The sequence below is a fragment of the Desulfurobacterium crinifex genome, assembly GCF_054656775.1.
Map to the genome: position 1 here is coordinate 1,252,823 of NZ_BAAHXO010000004.1, position 19,417 is coordinate 1,272,239.

At 39.3% G+C, this 19,417-nt stretch carries 15 protein-coding genes; 5 read left to right on the forward strand and 10 right to left on the reverse strand.

Annotation, left to right across the window (positions count from 1 at the left end; translation table 11 throughout):
- Positions 1–22: 22 nt before the first annotated feature.
- From bioA to ACYQ3A_RS08510, 10 genes are all read right to left on the reverse strand, one after another.
- A complete protein-coding gene (gene bioA / locus ACYQ3A_RS08465) occupies positions 23–1,348 on the reverse strand; it encodes an adenosylmethionine--8-amino-7-oxononanoate transaminase (protein ID WP_459896862.1) in 1,326 nt (441 codons plus the stop codon).
- A 93-nt stretch (positions 1,349–1,441) separates the two neighbouring features.
- A complete protein-coding gene (locus ACYQ3A_RS08470) occupies positions 1,442–2,782 on the reverse strand; it encodes a pilus assembly PilX N-terminal domain-containing protein (protein WP_459896863.1) in 1,341 nt (446 codons plus the stop codon).
- Positions 2,783–2,911: 129 nt separating this feature from the next.
- Positions 2,912–3,472, reverse strand: coding sequence for a PilW family protein (locus ACYQ3A_RS08475; protein WP_459896865.1), 561 nt, complete (start codon positions 3,470–3,472; stop codon positions 2,912–2,914).
- Complete coding sequence (locus ACYQ3A_RS08480) at positions 3,472–3,864, reverse strand: type IV pilus modification PilV family protein (RefSeq protein ID WP_459896866.1); 393 nt, start codon at positions 3,862–3,864, stop codon at positions 3,472–3,474. Before ACYQ3A_RS08480 ends, ACYQ3A_RS08475 begins: the two co-directional genes overlap by 1 nt.
- On the reverse strand, positions 3,861–4,295 hold the full coding sequence (locus tag ACYQ3A_RS08485; RefSeq protein WP_459896867.1) for a prepilin-type N-terminal cleavage/methylation domain-containing protein: 435 nt from the start codon (positions 4,293–4,295) through the stop codon (positions 3,861–3,863). Before ACYQ3A_RS08485 ends, ACYQ3A_RS08480 begins: the two co-directional genes overlap by 4 nt.
- 14 nt (positions 4,296–4,309) lie before the next feature.
- A complete protein-coding gene (gene serS, locus ACYQ3A_RS08490; protein ID WP_459896868.1) occupies positions 4,310–5,590 on the reverse strand; it encodes a serine--tRNA ligase in 1,281 nt (426 codons plus the stop codon).
- Positions 5,583–8,015 (reverse strand): DNA gyrase subunit A, encoded by a 2,433-nt coding sequence (gene gyrA, locus ACYQ3A_RS08495; protein WP_459896869.1) that lies wholly within the window; start codon positions 8,013–8,015, stop codon positions 5,583–5,585. Before gyrA ends, serS begins: the two co-directional genes overlap by 8 nt.
- 77 nt (positions 8,016–8,092) lie before the next feature.
- Complete coding sequence (locus ACYQ3A_RS08500) at positions 8,093–10,039, reverse strand: transglycosylase domain-containing protein (RefSeq protein WP_459896870.1); 1,947 nt, start codon at positions 10,037–10,039, stop codon at positions 8,093–8,095.
- A 164-nt stretch (positions 10,040–10,203) separates the two neighbouring features.
- Positions 10,204–10,725 (reverse strand): adenine phosphoribosyltransferase, encoded by a 522-nt coding sequence (locus ACYQ3A_RS08505; protein ID WP_459897448.1) that lies wholly within the window; start codon positions 10,723–10,725, stop codon positions 10,204–10,206.
- 65 nt (positions 10,726–10,790) lie between these two features.
- The gene (locus tag ACYQ3A_RS08510) at positions 10,791–13,316 is read right to left on the reverse strand and encodes a homocysteine S-methyltransferase family protein (protein ID WP_459896871.1); all 2,526 of its coding nucleotides are present in this window, start codon (positions 13,314–13,316) and stop codon (positions 10,791–10,793) included.
- A gap of 370 nt (positions 13,317–13,686) precedes the next feature.
- Here ACYQ3A_RS08510 and ACYQ3A_RS08515 point away from each other — a divergent pair, with 370 nt between their 5' ends.
- The 5 genes from ACYQ3A_RS08515 to ACYQ3A_RS08535 all read left to right on the forward strand — a co-directional run bounded on the left by ACYQ3A_RS08515 (position 13,687) and on the right by ACYQ3A_RS08535 (position 19,408).
- Positions 13,687–15,780, forward strand: coding sequence for a heavy metal translocating P-type ATPase (locus tag ACYQ3A_RS08515; RefSeq protein ID WP_459896872.1), 2,094 nt, complete (start codon positions 13,687–13,689; stop codon positions 15,778–15,780).
- Between the two features lie 359 nt (positions 15,781–16,139).
- Positions 16,140–17,606, forward strand: a complete 1,467-nt coding sequence (gltX, locus tag ACYQ3A_RS08520; RefSeq protein WP_459896874.1) for a glutamate--tRNA ligase — start codon at positions 16,140–16,142, stop codon at positions 17,604–17,606.
- Positions 17,607–17,619: 13 nt separating this feature from the next.
- The gene (locus tag ACYQ3A_RS08525) at positions 17,620–17,961 is read left to right on the forward strand and encodes a putative Se/S carrier protein (RefSeq protein ID WP_459896875.1); all 342 of its coding nucleotides are present in this window, start codon (positions 17,620–17,622) and stop codon (positions 17,959–17,961) included.
- 2 nt (positions 17,962–17,963) lie between these two features.
- Positions 17,964–18,947 carry an NAD(P)H-dependent glycerol-3-phosphate dehydrogenase gene (locus tag ACYQ3A_RS08530; RefSeq protein WP_459896876.1) on the forward strand — a complete coding sequence of 328 codons (984 nt, stop codon included), beginning with the start codon at positions 17,964–17,966 and terminating at the stop codon, positions 18,945–18,947.
- Entirely contained in the window at positions 18,947–19,408 is a 462-nt protein-coding gene (locus ACYQ3A_RS08535) for a hypothetical protein (RefSeq protein WP_459896877.1), read from the forward strand. The genes ACYQ3A_RS08530 and ACYQ3A_RS08535 overlap by 1 nt, the downstream gene beginning before the upstream one ends.
- The last annotated feature ends 9 nt before the right edge of the window (positions 19,409–19,417 follow it).

The window sequence follows — 19,417 nt, forward strand, 5'->3', positions numbered from 1 at the left end:
ACCTCTTACTACTTACTCTTCACTACTCACCAAGTACCTCTTTCGTTGCACTATATGCAATATCCACAAGCTTATCAATCTCGTCAAGTTCAATAACGTATGGAGGCATGAAGTAGATAACGTCTCCCAGGTTCCTGAGGAGAGCTCCCTTCTCAAGAGCCTTTCTATAAATCTGAAATCCTATCCGCTCTTTCCAATCAAAGGGTTCTTTATTTTCCCTATTTTTCACAAGTTCTACTGCTACGATAAATCCCTTATACCTTACTTCTCCACAGAACTTATAGTTTGAAAATTTTTCCTTGACTCTTTTCTGCAGGTATTGATATTTTTCTTTATTCTTTCCCAGAATATTTTCTTCTTCGAAAATATTAAGAACTTCTACTGCTACAGCACAAGCAAGTGGATTTCCAGTATAACTATGTGAATGCAAGAAGGCTTTAAGAGATGTGTAATCATCATAAAAGGCATCGTATATTTCATCCGTAGTCAAAACCACTGACAGTGGTAAATAACCTCCCGTAATTCCTTTGGATAGGGTCATAAAATCTGGAGTGATACCTGCATGTTCACAGGCAAACATTTTACCAGTTCTCCCGAAACCAACGGCAATTTCATCCGCAATGAGATGAATTCCAAGCTCTCTTGTCAAGCTTCTTAACTTTTGTAAATACTTTGGAGAATAAATCTTAAAACCTCCAGCGCACTGGACAATGGGTTCAATTAAAACTGCACAGATTTCCTTTTTATGCTGCAATAAAGCCTGTTCCATAAACTCAAAACATTCTGCATCACAGGTGTCCCTATCTTTTCCATAAGGGCATCTAAAGCAATCAGGACCCTTTATTCTGATATTACTAATCATAATTTCCTTATACATCTCACTATACAGCTCTTCTCCGCATACTGATAGAGCTCCTAAGGTTTCTCCATGATATCCACTATCCAAATAAACGAATTTGTTTCTTATTTCTCCTTTGTTTTTGAAATAGCCAAAACTCATCTTCATTGCCACTTCCACGGCACTTGAACCGTTATCAGCAAAGAAAACCTTAGAAAGAGGTTTAGGAACGATTTTTAGTAACTTCTCAGTTAACTTTAAGGCGGGTTCATGAACGAAATTTGCGAATATGACATGTTCTAACTTTTCAACCTGCTGTTTTAAAGCATTGTTTAATCTTTCATTGGAATGCCCGAACAAATTTACCCACCATGAAGATATAGCATCGATATATTTTTTACCTTTATCGTCATAAAGATATATTCCTTTTCCTTTGACAATCTTTATAAGAGGATACTTTTCATGATCTTTCATCTGTGTACATGGATGCCAGATTGGATAATCTTTCATTACAACCTCCTGAAAGTTAGAGTTTTGGAGAATAAAATAATATTGGCTATAACGAAGTCAGGAGTTTTGAAGAAGCAAGGAAGAATTACATTTCTAATAAATTCTCCAACTTTTTATTTGCATTCTACTTCTCGAAGAACTGCCTCCTATTTGATCCTTTAATTGACAGAAGATATTTCTATAAAAGTCGGGGATTGTATCATCATCACAGTAGTTAATTATGTCTTCATAAGTCAAGCCACTTCTATCTTCACTACCAGTAAATTGCCAACGGTCAAAGGTGGCGTTTCCATCTGGAACAATAACAGCAAAATTTCTTACTGTCTCTGAATGACCAGATATGTCAAATCCTCCGTTGCTACTATAGATTCCTTTGTCTGCCCATATTAGGAAATTTACATCCTTCCTCGTCACTGCAGTGTCATCGACAAGATCTCTATTAACTTTTATTTCTCCAGGGGTCAAAATGAGAAGATTAGATGTATTTTCTGTATTTTGATTTCCTGATATAGAAATCCATTGACCGGTTGTATCTTCACTTACAATACCTTCTTTTGCGTAAATTAGTATATTAAAACCGGCATCTGCTCCAGCAAAATCAATATTACTGTTCCTGTCAAATACCATTTCTCCGCCAGCAATGAGACTGAGATTAGAAGTACTGCCTGTGTCCTTCTTCAGCGTTGTGTTTGGAGTAAAATATATACTACCTGTTGCTGCCACTGTTAAATCATCATTAAAGCGAATTAAAGTACGGTCTAAGGTGATGTTCTTACCGCAAACTACAATTTTGCCATCTCCATTTTGATCCTCGAAATGTAGTTCACTGTAAGTTGCATTTGCATTGTAATTACCGTAATCGCACTCACTTTCAGGAGGGTAAAAATTGGAAGTGTCTAAATCTGCGACTTTGGGAAGATTAATATCAATGGATCTTATATTTACAGTAAAATTAGCATTTTCCAAAGCTTCTCTCAGCTCGTTAGGAATTTCCTTGACGGTTACTATTGCTTCTGTCCATCCACCCGAACCGAGGTCATTAAAGTCATTTATCTTAAGTTCTCCATTAATTGCAAATGGGTAGAAGGAAGTACCTACTTTTTGTACGAATACTTTTATTGTCCTTTCTGCTTCGTCCTTTTCACCTACAGAAACTATAGAATATCCACTACTCACTTCACTAACTGTAACTTCATAGGTCGCACCATTTATAGTTCCGTTGAGAGGAGAAGAGGGGATTTCTCCTTTTTTTAACTTTGCTAATGCTATTTCCACACCACTTTCAGCAGCTTTTAAAGCCTTTATAGAGTCTGAAGTGTCAACAGTCAATCTTGTTTCTTTCGTTACAATGTATGTACCAATGACTCCCGCTACTGTTAGAATGGTAATAATTGCAAGTGTTGTCGCAAGTATGAAACCTTTTCTTGCTTTCATAACCGAACTCTGAAACTTTATTTGGCATTCCTCTTCAAAAACTGCTAAAACGTTTTCCCTTTTTTCAAAGGGGACAGGAGAATTCCCCTTACGAAGGGGGAATTCAAAAAACTTTTAACTGAATATCCTTTATTTCCAGTTTCTACAGATAATTGTATCTCCTATCGTGAAATTTCCTTCCTGAGTTGTGCTGTTAATAGTATATTCTACTGCATGAGTTGTGTTATCTATTGAGACGAAGAAACCTTCTATCTTTATCAGGTTTCCATCGAACATAGGAGCAGAAGAGCTGTTACCGTTTGCTCCTTCATCAACAGACCTATATAGGTTATTATTTTTAAGTTGATAGATAATAACGTAATCACACTGAGGGGTGTTATTGTCTCCGAAAGTTTCATTTTCACAATCTATATCATTCTTTTCATAATCAACGTATCTAATAATAAGTTTTCCTGAATCCCAGTCGATAGGGTGATAAGTGGTTGAATCCTCTATTCCATACCCTGCCTTTCTCAAGTCAGAGTTGATTATTTCCACTACTTGAAAAATAGAAATATTACCTCTTGAGGTAGAAAGAGTATTTAAAATCAAACGATAGCCATAAGAAAAGAAAAAACCGGTAGCTCCAATTACTATGATACCTATTAAGGCTCCAACGAGAAGTTCTATTAAAGTAAATCCTTTTCTCATTACCAGTTTCCTTTAATCTGTTCGAGAGAAACTTCTCCTTCGTAATCACCACTTTTGAACTTCACGGTTACCGATATTTTCTTAATATCTGTATCCACTCCCAAGTTTTCTACGGAATAGCTAACTCCTGGATCCCCTGCCAAACCATTACAACAGGCTCCGGTGTCTGTTTCGCAGGTTCTATTCCCAATGTCAAGACAGGGATTAGTATAAGGAAGAGAAGACAGATAGTTTAGAAGTCTATCAGCCTTATAACAAGCTAACTCTCTAAATCTATTTATTTTTGCGAATTTGATATTGTAGAGTATTGTAGCTCCAATCCCGAGAATGGCTATAGAGAAAATAGCCAGCGCTACTAAAACCTCAATAATTGAAAAGCCTTTTCTTTTCATTGCGTTTTTTCTAAGTAGATTCTTCCACTAATGTGATTGATAACTATCTTATACTCGACTCCAAAACCATTTATTTTAATACTTCCAGCTCTATCGGGAAGTTTGTTCCTTCTAAATTCTACCTCTCCTGAAGTCAGATTAGTTATAATGGTAATTCCTTCAGGAGCTACTTTCTCCTTAATCGGAGTGCTGGAATCAGATGTAACGTATATCAGGTATTTATCGTTTTGAAATTCCACTTTACTGCTTCCCTTTTTGAAAGCTAAAACTCTTGCCCACTCCAAATCAGAAAGTGTTTCTTCCGCAAAATTTCTAACTTTGACTCTATGTACCCAATTGATAACACTCGATACTGCCAGGGAAGAAAGAATTCCAACTATTACGATGACAAATAATAGTTCAACAAGTGTAAAACCTTTTCTGGATTCCAAATTATCTACCTTAATCAACCAGCTAATATGTCGACTTTAATGTAATCTCTCAAAACCTCTGGAACGATAACGGAACCATCCTCCTGCTGGTACTGTTCAAGGATTGCAATTACAGTCCTTCCGACAGCTAAACCTGAGCCGTTAAGTGTGTGGACAAGCCTTGTTTTACCATCCTTGTCTCTAAACCTTATCTTTGCTCTCCTTGCCTGAAAGTCTTCACAGTTTGAGCAAGAGGAAATCTCTCTGTACCTATTCTGTGAAGGTATCCAGACTTCAATGTCGTAAGTTTTTGCAGCAGAAAATCCAAGGTCTCCCGTGCAGAGCTCCACGACCCTGTAGTGAAGACCAAGAAGCTGCAGGACTTTCTCGGCTTCTCTAACGAGCTTTTCGAGTTCTTCATAAGACTTGTCCGGATGAACGATTTTAACAAGCTCAACCTTGTTAAACTGGTGGAGCCTCATTATTCCTCTAACATCCCTTCCATGAGCTCCAGCTTCTTTCCTGAAACATGGAGTGTAAGCTGTATAGTACTTTGGTAGTTCTTTTTCCGAAAGAATTTCTCCAGCGTGGATGTTAGTCAGGGGAACTTCTGCTGTTGGAATCAACCAGAGATCTTCACCCTCAATCTTGTATAGGTCTTCTTCAAACTTCGGAAGCTGTCCTGTTCCAGTCATCGTCTTTGTGTTGACGAGAAAAGGTGGGATTATCTCTTCATAACCATGTTCTGTTGTATGAAGGTCAAGCATGAAGTTGATCAAAGCTCTTTCTAATTTTGCTCCCCACTTTTTGTAAATAACAAATCTTGAACCTGCGAGCTTTGTGGCTCTCTCAAAATCGAGAATGTCAAGTTCCCTTGCGATATCCCAGTGAGGTAAAGGCTCAAAACAAAACTGTGGCTTTTCACCCCAGTATCTGATTACTACGTTGTCTTCTTCATCTTCGCCAACAGGAACACTAACGTGAGGCAGGTTCGGAATTGAAAGGATTATTTTTTCAAACCTTTTCTCTGCGTCTGCAAGGTCTTTTTCAAGGCTTACAATCTTCTCGGATATCTCTTCTACTTCCGATTTCAGTTTAAGGGCTTCTTCCTTCTTTCCTTCCTTGAAGAGTTTCCCTATTTCCTTTGAATATCTATTCCTTTTTGCCTTTAGTTCCTCAACTTCTGAGATGATAGCTCTTCTTTCGCTGTCGACAGCAAGGAGCTCATCAACCATTGCAGCGTACTTTTTGTCTCTTCTGGAGAGAAGCTCTTTAACTTTTTCTGGTTCTTTTCTAACAAGTTTTATGTCAATCATTGCTTTCCTCCAGTTCTTCCTGAACTTTTGAAACTGATACAACTACATCGTCGTCGGAGAGTCTCTGAATTCTTACACCCCTTGTATGTCTGCCGTAAACGGGAATATCACCGCTATTTACTCTAATGATCTTTCCGTTCTTTGAAACAATTATTACAGGTTCTTCATCTTTTAGAGTAGTTGCGTCAACTATCTTTCCGCTCTTCTCACTGAGTTTAGCGGCAATCAATCCTTTACCACCTCTTCTCTGGAGAGGAAACTCAGAAAGTAATACTCTCTTTCCGTATCCTTTCTCCATAACGATTAGTAGGTAAACATCGTCAGGTTGGACAACAGTTCCAGCCACAATTCTGTCTTCAGGATCTAAAAGCATTCCTCTAACACCTCTTGCACTTCTACCCATCTGGCGAACGTCCTGAACGTGGAACCTTATGGCTCTTCCACCCTTTGAAATGAGGAGGAGGTTATCTTTTTCATCGACAAGTCCAACGTAAACGAGTCTGTCGCCTGGTTCAAGGTTTATAGCGTTGATTCCTGTTGACCGTGGATTGGAGAACTCGGAAAGAGGTGTTCTTTTAACGTATCCCCTTTGGGTGACGAAGAAGATATCTTTTTTCTCTGAAAAATCTTTCACAGGGATAATTCTTGATACAACTTCTGTTCCGGACATTCCCGGAAGGAAGTTTCTTATTGACTGTCCACGGGTTGATTTTTCTGTTTTTGGTATTTCATAAGCCTTCAACCAATAAACCTTTCCTTGATTTGTGAATACTAAGAGGTAGTCTTTTGAAGATGCAGTAATTACATCTTTGACAAAGTCCCCTTCTCTGGTTTTTATTCCTCTGACACCGGTTCCACTTCTTCCCTGAGTTCTGTAGCTCTTTGCAGAAGTCCTTGCAACAAAGCCTTTGTGGGTAAGGAAAATTACCACTTCCTCTTCTTCTATCATTGATTCGATGTCAATTTCAGACTCTTTGGAAACTATGGCTGTTTTTCTCTCATCACCGTAATTCTTGATGATTTCATCAACCTCTTCCTTTATGAGTCTCTTCTGTTCTTCTTTGTCTGAGAGAACAAATTTATAGTATTCAATGTCTTTTTTGAGAGATTCATACTCAGAGTCGATCTTTTCTCTTTCAAGTCCAGTAAGTCGCTGGAGCCTCATATCAAGGATTGCTTTGCTCTGCTTTTCAGAAAGGCCGAACTCTTTTTCGAGGAGTTCCTGAGCAATATGAGGGCTTTCAGAACCTCTGACAATTTCAATTACTCGATCAATGTTTTCAAGAGCAATCCTTAGACCCTCTAAAATGTGAAGTCTTGCTTCTGCTTTTCTTAGCTCATAAGCGGTTTTTCTAAGGATAACTTCTCTTCTAAACTCGATGAACTCTTTCAAGTAACTTTTGAGGTTTAAAAGTTTCGGTTCACCATTTATAAGGGCAATCATGTTAAAGTTGAAGTTTGTCTGAAGAGGGGTAAATTTGTAGAGTTTATTCAAGACAACTTCAGGTGTTGCATCCCTTTTCAGTTCAATAACTACCCTGATTCCCTCTCTGTCAGATTCGTCTCTGATATCAGAAATTCCATCTATCTTTTTTTCTTTGACAAGATCTGCAATCTGCTTTATGAGAGTAGCCTTATTTACCTGATAAGGCAATTCAGTAATTACGATGGCTGTTTTCTTTCTTACCTCTTCAATGGAGTGTTTTGCTCTAATTGTTACGCTTCCCCGTCCGGTTTCGTAAATCTTTTGCAAGTTCTCAGGATTTATGATTTCGGCTCCTGTGGGAAAATCAGGACCTTTGACAAACTGGAGGAGTTCGGCAGTTGTAGCTTCTTCGTGGTCAACCATATACTTAACTGCTCGACAGACCTCTTTAAGATTGTGAGGAGGAATGTTAGTTGCCATTCCAACAGCTATTCCAGATGTACCGTTCACGAGGAGATTCGGGAAGCGAGCAGGTAAAACTTCTGGTTCCATTAAGCTTTCATCAAAGTTGGGTCTGAAATCAACAGTTTCTTTTTCTATATCTCTTAAAAGCTCCATTGAAATCTTTGAAAGCCTTGCTTCCGTGTATCTCATAGCTGCTGCGGAATCACCGTCAATAGAACCAAAGTTACCCTGTCCATCAATAAGTGGATATCTCATTGAGAATTCCTGAGCCATTCTGACAAGAGCATCGTAAACTGCTGTGTCACCGTGTGGATGGAACTTACCGAGGGTCTCTCCAACGATTCTCGCGCTTTTTTTGTAAGGCTTATCTGGATATAAACCAAGCTGATACATTGAGTAGAGAATCCTTCTATGAACAGGCTTCAATCCATCTCTAACATCCGGTAATGCCCTACCTACAATTACGCTCATTGCGTAATTCAGGTAGGACTGTTTCATTTCATCTTCTATAGGAACAGGAATTATTTTCTCCACGGAAGTACCTCCATAAATTTGTGTGGCAATTATAACACTTGACTTAACGCCACTTTTTTGATACCCAGCCCGATATTCTAATTGATAGTTTTTACTGCTCTTTCATCATTTGCTTCATCTGTTGAGTTTATCAATTCATCGTAGTAAATTTCCTTCATTTCCTCTTCAGGGAAATGAGTCGGAGGTGGATAGTTTTTAACTATTTCTTCATAAGGAGGTTCAAGCTGCCCACAGCCGTATTTTGAACAGAGTCTCTTTGCAATTTCAGCCCATGGGGGTGCAGCTACTCCTCCTCCTGTAGCACCTCTCCACATGGTTTCGTAACTGTCTCTTCCAAACCAGACACTCATGATGAATGATGTTGTGAATCCTGTAAAGTATGTATCTCTAAAGTCGTTTGTTGTTCCTGTCTTTCCTGCCACATCGAACCAGTTGGTCAAGTAAGAAATTCTTCTCGCCGTTCCTTCTTTAACTACATCCTGAAGAATTGATCTTAAAAGTTGAATTGAGAATGGATCGGAAACAGGCTTGATTGTCGGATATCCACGGTAGATTTTATTTCCCTCTTTAGTTCTAACTTCTCTTATCACATAAGGTTCTTTCAAAATTCCGTTATCCTGGATGGCTGAATAAGCTCTTACAATTCTGTAAAGGTTACCAGGAAAACTTCCCAGAACATATGAAAGATCAAAAGGTGCGTCTTTCTTTATAAGTTCAAAAGTAATCAGGTTTTTTCTTACATCTTGCGGAAAGTGCATTGCAAGATATATGGTTGCTACATTTACAGAATTCATTAGAGCTTTTCTTACCTGAATAAATGGAGAGAACTTTCCTGAATAGTTCTCCGGCTTCCAGATTTTCTCTTCTCCAGTTTCATTATCAATTTGACCAGTTGGTATCTCCAGTGGCTCATTAGAGATATAGTCAAGCGGAGACCATCCATTCTGAAAAGCGGTTAAGTAAGTTATCGGTTTAGCCGTTGAGCCTATCGGTCTTAGTACTTGAAAAGCCCTATTGAATTTACTCGTCTTGTAGTCTTTACCTCCAACAACGAACAGGACTTCTCCCTTTTTGTTTATTGCCATTCCTGCACACTGAAGATCTTCAAGTTTATGGAGTTCTGAATACTTCTGGTCGTATTTTGAAAGAACTTCCTGAGCAAAGTTTTGAATTTCTTCGTCTATTGTTGTCTTTATTGTGTAACCTCTGGAGAAGATGGAATTGTATGGAACTATTCCTTTTCTTGCTATTTCAAACTTTACAAGATCAAGGTCGTAACCTGCCGTTCTTGGTCTGTTAGGTTTTTCTAAAGGTGTAAGTGGTTCTTCTATGGCTTTTTCGTATTCTTGCTTTGAAATGTAACCTGCTTTAAGCATTTTCTTGAGGATGAAGTTTCTTCTTCTCTTTGCTCTTTCAGGGTATTTAAAAGGATTGTAGTATTCCGGACCTCTGATAATTCCTGCCAGCAATGCACATTGAGCAGGTGTAAGCTGCTTTAAGTCTGTTACTCCAAATAGGGTCCAGGCAGCGGCTTTTACACCATATGCACCGTTTGAGAGGTAAACGTAGTTGAGATAGAGTTCAAGAATTTCATCTTTTGTCAGTTTCTCTTCCAGCTCTCTTGCGAGAGCGAGCTCCTTCAATTTTCTATCTATTGTTCTTTTGGGAGATAGATATATTAGTTTCGCTAATTGCTGAGTAATCGTACTTCCACCCTGGACAACTTTTCCTTTTGATATGTCAGTTATAGCTGCTCTGAGGATACCCAGAGGGTCTATGCCTTTATGTTCAAAGAAACGCTCATCTTCTGCTGTTATAACTGCTTTAATTAGGATATCAGGTATTTCCCTATAGGGAGCATAAAGCCTGAATTTTCCAGTGTAGAAAAAGCCAATAATATGTTCTTCTCTATCATATACTGTTGATGCAAAGTCTGGTAATAGCTTTTCCTTGTATTCTGGTGATGCAAAAGCATTAACAAAAGAGATTACAACGAAACAGATTGGTAAAACTATCTTTATCACCGTATTTCTCCAGTTCTAAGTTCATTTTAGATGACTTTGAATAAGAAAAAAATAGTTTTGTTGACTTCTATTTTCAAAGTTACATAAGGTGCGCCGGGGCGCACCTTAAAAAGGGTTAAATTTCCAGCCAATTTTCTGAGAAAGAGTTTTAGTAATCACTAAAATTAAAACTTTATAAGCGAAAATACAGGATAGCCTCTGTCCGTTATCTTCTTCCTTCCACCAAGGAATGTTAACTCTAAGAGGAAATCAATACTGATTATGTTCCCTCCAAGTCTTTCAACAAGGTCAATTGCTGCGCTCATTGTTCCGCCTGTTGCAAGGACATCATCAATAAGGACAACTTTCATTCCTTCTTGAATTGCATCTTCGTGAACTTCTATCTTATCTTCTCCATACTCCAGTGTATATGTTGCACTTATGGTTTTGTATGGAAGCTTTCCTGGTTTTCTAATGATTGCAAGACCAGCTCCTATTTTGTATGCAAGGGCTGAAGCCAAGATAAAGCCTCTTGACTCTATTCCTGCAACAATGTCGATGCCAAGTCCTATATACCTGTTTCCTATGTAGTCAATTATCTTTTGAAATGCCCAGGGTTTGTGGAGAAGAGGAGTGATATCTTTAAACATGATTCCAGGTTTCGGAAAGTCCGGGATATCTCTGATAAGAGATTTAAGCTCTTCTATCTCCTTGTGAACGTTGAGATCAGTTTCGTTAAGATAGTTTTCCATTTGCTTCCCTCCAGGTCTGTTTAATTTGAGATGTTCAAAAGTTCCCTTACTATTTTAACAGCTTCTTGGGCATCCTCACCGTAATAACCACCGATTTTCTCTGCATAATCCGGTGTTACAACTGCACCACCAACTATTACAGGGATGTTTAGCCCTGCCTCTCTCATTTTCTTTATGGTTTCTTCCATTGCGGGAAGAGTTGTTGTCATCAAAGCACTCAATCCTACGACGTCTGCACTTTCTTTCTTTGCTGTTTCTATTATCTTCTCAGGAGGGACGTTTGTTCCAAGGTCAATGACTTCAAATCCGCTGTTTTCGAGCATTGTAATTACTATGTTTTTACCTATCTCGTGGACATCTCCGTGAACTGTTGCCATAACGATCTTTCCACCAACCTTTACGTCTCCGCCTCTCTTTTTAATCTCCTTCTTCAGAATCTCAAATGCAGACTGAACTGCCTGAGCTGAGCGGAGCATCTGAGGAAGGAATATTTCTCCCTTTTCAAACTTCTGGCCAATAACGTCAAGGGCAGGAATTAGAGCCTTATCACTTATCTCCATCGGTTCAAACTCTTTGAGGGCTTCTTCTGTAGGTTTTGTTATTCCTTCTCTGTCTCCTTCTATGACTTTCTTAAAAATCTCTCCAAGAATACCGGGAGGAACTCCATTCTCCTCTTTATCCTTTGAGACTTTTTCTTCAGCCTTTTTCTCGCCTTCTACATCTATGCTAACTTTTTTTCCCTCAAGAAATGCACAGGAGACCTGACAGATTTTTCTCAGGAGTTCTCTGCACTCTTTGTCTTCTGCCTTAGGCTTGTAGTTCTGAAACTTTTCAACGTAGCGGATGGCTCCTCTATCTTTACCCGTGAGAACGTCTGAGGCGTAAATTGTTTCAACCATTCTGGAATCGCCTGGGTTAACTATACCTGAGTCAAGACCTGCTTCTATTGCCATTGCCATGAAGGCTGAGTTAATGAGTGGCCTTGCTGGAAGTCCAAAAGAGACGTTGCTGACTCCAAGTGTTGTTGCAACATTGTGTTTTTCTTTTATCATTCTGATAGCTTTAAGGGTTTCTTTAGTTGCTTCCTGCATAGCACTTGCTGCAAGGTTTAAAACATCAGCTATTACAAAGTCTTTTGGTATCCCGATTTTCTGACATTCGTTAATTATCTTATCAATAACTGCAACTCTGTCTTCTGCCTTTTCCTTCAATCCCTCATCATCAACTCCAAGAGCCAAAACGTTGGCTCCGTATTTTTTTACAAGAGGCAGGATATTCTTTATGTCCTTTTCTTCTCCTGAACAGGAGTTAACGATGGGTTTTCCATCACACATTTTCAGGGCTCTTTCAACAGCTTCAGGATCTTTGCTGTCTATCATTATTGGAACATTAACGGTCTCGATAACTGTTCTTACTGCCTTTTCCATTGCTTCTGCTTCATCAATTCCTGGAACTCCAACATTAACGTCAAGAATATCTGCTCCTTCCTCTACCTGTTTCTTAGCTTCTTCCTTTACTAAGGAAAAATCTCCTCTTCTCAGAGCCTCCTGAAGCTTCTTTTTTCCTGTAGGGTTTATTCTCTCTCCAATTATTCTTGTTGGATATCCTGTTCCAACTACAACAAGTTCTGTTCTGCTTGTAACCTTTAATCCCTTGATAGGATTTCTTTTTACTGGTTTCAGGTCTTTTACCGCTTCTTTAATGGCTCTTATGTGATCTGGAGTTGTTCCACAACAGCCACCGATTATGTTTGCTCCTGCTTTGACAAATTCAACGGCATATTTCCTGAAAGTTTCAGGAGGTTCTGGATAATAGGTTTTTCCATCCTTTAAGACGGGAAGTCCTGCATTGGCATAGACAATAATTGGAGTATCTGTGATTTCTGCCATCCTCCTGATAAGGTCAACGAAACTTTCGGGACCAAGGGAACAGTTTGCACCGATAGCAGCAACACCAAAACCTTCAAAGATTGCTGCTGATACTTCAGGTGGTGTTCCGAGGAGAGTCCTGCCATCAGCCTGATAGGTCATGCTTACTATTACGGGCAAATCACAAACTTCTTGGGCGGCAACTACAGCAGCTTTTGCCTCTTTTGTATCAGACATAGTTTCAATGAGGATAAGATCTGCACCAGCTTCAACTCCAGCCTCTATCTGTTCTTTGAAAACGTCAATGAGCTCATCAAAGCTGTAATCTCCGACAGGTTCAACAAAAACCCCAGTTGGTCCGACGGATAGAGCAACGAGAGCTCTATCGCCGGCGACCTCTTTTGCAAGTTTTACTCCTGCTGCAGTTAACTCTTCTACCTTATCTTCAAGTCCATAGTGGGAAAGTTTAATTCTGTTGCTTCCAAAAGTGTTTGTCTCTATGATGTCTGCTCCAGCTTCCACATATTCCCTGTGAATCTCTTTTAAGATTTCAGGTTCTCTGATGTTCAAAAGTTCTGGAGCGTAGTTAACGTCAAGGCCTTTCTTCATAAGCATTGTTCCCATTGCTCCATCGAGAACCCATATCTTCTCTGAATCCCTGAAAGGATTTTTTGCCAACGAAAACCTCCAGAGTGGTTTGTAGTGGAAAATATATTCCTGATTAAATTACATTTGTTAGATTTCACTGTATGTATTGTTACTTTGGTAGTCGTTAAGTTGCTATTTGTGGTCATTCTGAAAACGAAGTCCAAAGAATCTCTGCTTGAAATCCTTAGAGATTCTTCACTTGCTAAAGCAGGTTCAGAATGACAATTAAAACATCTTTATGACAGAATACTGTTGGTGAGTTTATGTCCTAAAGGCCAAAGGATTTGATAAACTCTTTCTAAGGTAGTCTTAATGGTTTGCTGTAAATTATGAATAAGGAATTTTGTGGTTTACTACCATTTTAAACCATTAAACGGGACAGTATGAAGGAGAATTTATTATGAAGAACAAAGGGGGACATACTAAAAATCATGATATGAGCACACAAGATAGAGGGCATAAGGGACATAAAATGAATCATTCCATGAAACACGATCATGATATGGGGTCTTCAGATCATGAAAAACCCCATATGAATCATAGCAATCACCATGCTCAGATGGTAGAAGATTTTAAAAGACGCTTCTGGATTTCTCTTATACTGACAGTACCTGTTTTGATTTTATCTCCATCGATCCGGAGTTTATTGGGTATTAAAGAAATACTAAGCTTTCCAGGAGATCTTTATGTTCTTTTTGGATTATCAACTTTGATCTATCTTTACGGGGGATATCCATTCCTCAAAGGTTTTTATAAAGAAATAAAAACAAAAAAACCTGGAATGATGACCCTGATTGCTATTGCGATAACTACCGCTTACCTGTACAGCAGTATGGTGGTATTTGGATTAAAAGGCAAAATCTTCTTCTGGGAATTAGCAACCTTGATAGATATCATGTTACTTGGTCACTGGATTGAAATGAAATCCATTATGGGTGCTTCTCGAGCATTAGAAGAGTTAGCCAAACTAATGCCATCAAAAGCTCACAAACTTATGCCTGATGGAACTTTGAAGGATATTCCTCTTCAAGAACTAAAACCGGGAGATATAGTAATTGTAAAGCCAGGTGAAAAGATTCCTGCAGATGGAGTTGTTATTGAAGGAGAGACTTCAGTAAATGAAGCTATGCTGACTGGTGAAAGTAAACCTGTTCCGAAAAAGAAAGGCAGTATAGTTATAGGTGGTTCTATCAATGGAGAAGGGTCAATTAAGGTTGAAGTTAAGAAAACAGGGAAAGATTCATTTCTATCTCAGGTGATTGATCTTGTAAAGAAAGCACAAGAAAGTAAGTCTAAAACCCAAGATCTGGCAAATCGTGCTGCAGTTTGGTTAACAATAATTGCTCTATCTGGAGGGGCTATTACTTTCTTTGTATGGACTGCAATAATGAATAAGGACATAGCATTTGCCTTGGAGCGGACTGTTACCGTTATGGTTATCACTTGTCCTCATGCCCTTGGATTGGCAGTTCCTTTAGTAGTTGCAGTTTCAACTGCTCTTGCAGCAAAAAATGGTTTCCTTATACGAGATCGTTCTGCTTTTGAAAGAGCAAGAAATCTACAGGCAGTAGTATTTGATAAGACGGGGACTCTGACAGAGGGAAAATTTGGAGTTACTGATGTAATTAACTTTTCAGATAATCTTACCGAACAAGAAATTCTAAAGTATGCAGCTTCTATTGAACTGCATTCAGAACATCCTATAGCTAAAGCTATAGTTACTGCATCCAATGGATACATGAAAGTGGAAGAATTCAAGGCAATTCCAGGAAAAGGAGCAGAAGGCAAGGTTAATGGAAAGCATGTTATGGTTGTTAGTCCAGGTTTCTTAAGAGAAAAGGGCATTAATGTTGGGGATAAAAAAGTATTAGAAATAGCGTCCGAAGGAAAGACTGTAGTATATGTCTTAATAGATGGTGAACTAAAGGGGGCTATTGGACTTGCTGACATAGTAAGACCCGAATCTAAGGAAGCAATATCGAAACTGAAAGAGATGGGCATAAAGTGTATGATGCTTACAGGAGACAATAAACAAGTTGCCAAGTGGGTATCAAAGGAAATCGGATTGGATGAATATTTTGCTGAGGTATTACCTCATGAAAAGTCGAAAAAAATTGAAGAGATTCAATCCCGTGGTCTGGTTGTCGCAATGGTTGGCGATGGAGTGAACGATGCACCAGCATTAGTGCAGGCAGATGTGGGTATTGCCATCGGAGCAGGTACTGATGTAGCAGTTGAATCTGCAGATATAGTGCTTGTAAGAAATGATCCAAGGGATGTAGTTTCTATCATTAATCTTGCACAGAGTACTTATAAAAAGATGGTTCAGAACTTGATATGGTCAACAGGATATAACGCAGTTGCTATTCCTCTTGCTGCTGGTGTACTCTATAATTCAGGTATTCTACTTAGTCCGGCAATAGGGGCTGTACTCATGTCAATGAGTACTGTTATAGTGGCAATAAATGCGAAACTCCTTAAGGTGGTGAAATGAAGACAAAAACATGGGGACAACTTCTTCTAATTCTAAGCAAGCCGGTAAATGTTAGTCTGTTTGTTTTGAAATACTAATAATGAGGATAAAACCTCTGAAAGAGACTGCTGGTCTTGGGAGTTTTTTGATGAGCTTATAAGTTTATGGTAAAGAAAGAAGTTCGGAAGAATTTCTCTACTTTACATATCCGCGAGGGATAGTTCACTTAAAATTTTCTGTAGCAACAAGAAGAAAAAGATTACATGAATATTGTACAGTGTCAGAATTCCTAAACTGGTAAAATTCTTATGCGAAACATACTTTAAAGCAGCATATAGCAGATTGGGTTTTAGATTTTAAATTTTCAACAGGAGGAGTTGATGTCTGTTAGGGTTCGTTTTGCGCCGAGTCCTACAGGATTCATGCATGTGGGGAATGCAAGGACTGCTCTTTTCAATTTTCTCTTTGCAAGGCATAACAACGGAACGTTTATCTTGAGGATAGAAGACACTGATATTGAGAGACACAGCGAAGAGGCAGTAAATGTAATCTATGAAGCTTTGAAGTGGATGGGACTCAACTGGGATGAGGGACCAGATGTTGGTGGAGAGTATGGCCCTTACAGACAGTCTGAAAGGCTTGATATCTATAAGAAGTACGTTGAAGAGCTGAAGGAAAAGGGTCTTGTATATGAGTGCTTCTGTACACCTGAAGAGCTCGATGCAATGAGAAAAGAACAACTAGAAAGGGGAGAGCCGCCAAGATACACGGGAAAGTGTAGAAATCTGTCTGAAGAGGAAAAAGAGAGACTCAGAGCTGAAGGTAGAAAGCCTGTTTTGAGGTTTAAGGTTCCAGAAGACAGGATTATAAAGTTTAACGATCTCATTAAAGGAGAAATAGAGATTCATAGCAGACAGCTTGGTGGCGATTTTGTGATTGTTCGCTCCAACGGGATGCCTGTCTATAACTTTGTTGTTGTGATTGATGACGCTCTTATGAAGATTTCCCATGTGATCAGGGGTGAAGACCATATTTCCAACACCCCCAAGCAGATTCTTCTCTACGAAGCTCTTGGTTTTCCTGTTCCACAGTTTGCCCATCTGCCGATGATCCTTGGAACAGATAGAAGCAAGCTTTCAAAGCGTCACGGTTCAACCAGCGTTAAAGAGTTTAGAGATAAAGGCTACCTCTCTGAAGCCTTTACAAACTTTTTAGCTCTTCTTGGCTGGTATCCGAAAGATGGAAAAGAGATTCTCTCAATGGAAGAACTTATTGAGAGATTCGACATAAAAGATGTCAACAGTGCTCCTGCCGTTTTTGATACAACTAAACTCAACTGGATGAATCAGGTTTATATCAGAAACTATCCAATTGATAAACTGACAGATCTTGTTATTCCTTACCTTGAGAAAGCTGGTTATGATGTTTCTAAGTATGATAGAGCATGGCTCGAAAGGGTTGTTGAAGTTACAAGGGAGTATTTCACTGTTTTAGCGGATGCTCCGATTTATATGGAGATGTTCTTGAAGGATGAGTTTGAAGTGGAAGGAGATGCAAAAGAGTTTGTCCTTGAAGATGAGACAAGATTGAATGTGATTGAGAACTTCTATAACAGGATGAAGGCCCTTGAAGGAGAGCTAACACCAGAGATTTTCAAGCAGACTGTTAAAGAGGTAGGTAAAGAGCTCAAAGCAAAAGGAAAGAATCTCTTCATGCCTGTGAGAATTGGTCTAACAGGTAAAATGAAAGGTGTTGAGCTGGATATACTTGTTTCGCTTCTTGGAAAAGAGAGAGTCTTAAGAAGGCTTGAAAATAGCCTTAGGCAGCTTACCGAAAAATCCAATTAATGGTGGAGATAGAATGGCTGAAGCCAGAAGTTTTGGGGAAAAGCTTTTCTTCATAGCTACAGGGATAAGGCTTCATGCAAAGGAGTATTTTCTGCGCCTTTCAGGACTCTTTAAGACGTACGACTACTGCATAGCCTTTCCCTCAATTCCTGAAGGACTGAAGGCTGAGAAGTACCTGAAAGGGTTCAAGGCGGTTTCGATTCCCATTCCCGATGAGATTTTTGAAGGATGTGGAGTCGGAGTTCTTGTTAAGGAAGAGGATAAGGACAGGCTGTTGAAACACCTTAGAGAAAAAGGGATTCTCGTTTCGGGCGTCTTCAAGAGAGTCGGTAACAGGTTTGAAGAGGTGAAATAGTCGTGAAAATAGCCGTTCTGGGATCTGGAAGCTGGGGTTCTGCTCTTGCCATCCATTTTGGAAGATTAGGTCTTGAAGTTGTCCAGTGGTGCAGGGAAAGAGAGGTTGCAGAGAGTATTAATGATAAGAGAGAGAACCCTGTTTTTCTCAAAGATTTTACCTATCCTGAAACTGTTAGAGCTACTTCCAGCATAGAAGAGGTTTTCTCTCAACCGATAGAGATTGTTCTCTCTGTTATACCAGTCCAGTTTACAAGGGAGTTCTGGAAGGGAATCTCGGAATTTATCAGAGACCAGAAGATTGTCTGTGCCAGTAAAGGTATTGAAGTGAAGACGCTCAAGACCCTTTCTCAAGTTTATGAAGAGGTTTTTGGCAGGAAAGATAATTATTACATTCTTTCAGGTCCAACATTTGCAAAAGAGGTTGCGGCAGGGCTTCCCGCTGCTGCTGTTGTTGCCGGATTTGATGAGGAAAAAGTTTTAAACCTTGTTAAGGTTTTAAATGCAAGGAATTTTAGGCTTTATGCCTCCACAGATATAAAAGGTGTTGAATTAGGTGGAGCTTTGAAGAATGTGATAGCAATTGCTACGGGAATTTCAGACGGTATGGGACTTGGAAATAATGCCCGTGCTGCTCTGATAACAAGGGGACTCCACGAGATAAAGAGATTGGGAAAGGCGCTTGGAGCAAAGGAAGAGACTTTTTACGGACTTTCAGGGCTTGGTGATCTTGTCCTTACCTGTACCGGAGAACTCTCAAGGAATAGACAGTTTGGTCTCTCAATTGGTAGGAGAGAAGGAAAAGTTGATGAGAGATACGTTGTGGAGGGAATTCACACTGTAAAGGCTGTTGTCAGACTGGCGGAAAAGTACAGTGTGGAGATGCCGATTTCCAAGGCGGTTTACAGGGTTGTTCATGAAGGGATGGATCCAGAAGAGGTGATGGATGATCTTCTCTCCCGTCCCGTTAAAGAGGAGAACCACTGATGGGCTGTTGCAACTTTGGAAGGGAAGATGAACTCTTTCCTTTTGAGGAAGAGGCAAACAGGTGGATTGAGGGAATTCTTCCTCAGTGGAAAATTAACAGAAGCTATGAAATCCCAACCTTAAGGGATGAAATAGAAAAGAGACTTTTGAAATTTAAACGCCTTCTCTACGATGAGGAATTAGAGTCAAAGATAGAGACAATAGTATCCATCAATAGGAGAATTGACTTTTCCTCTGAAGGTGGAAGAATTTACTCGTATGTAGTAAAGAACTACCTTTTCCCGTTTCTGGAGAAGCTCATCTACTACAGGGCTAATGCGCCAGAAGGGAGAGAGGAACTTTCCTTCTCTATTGAGGAGATAGAGAAAAACCTTTCGGTTGCAAAAGTTCAAGATTTTGATGAGAGAATTAACAGAACCTTTGATATTCTTATTTCAGTACTTTACCTACAGCTTGACTGAATTTTCTGG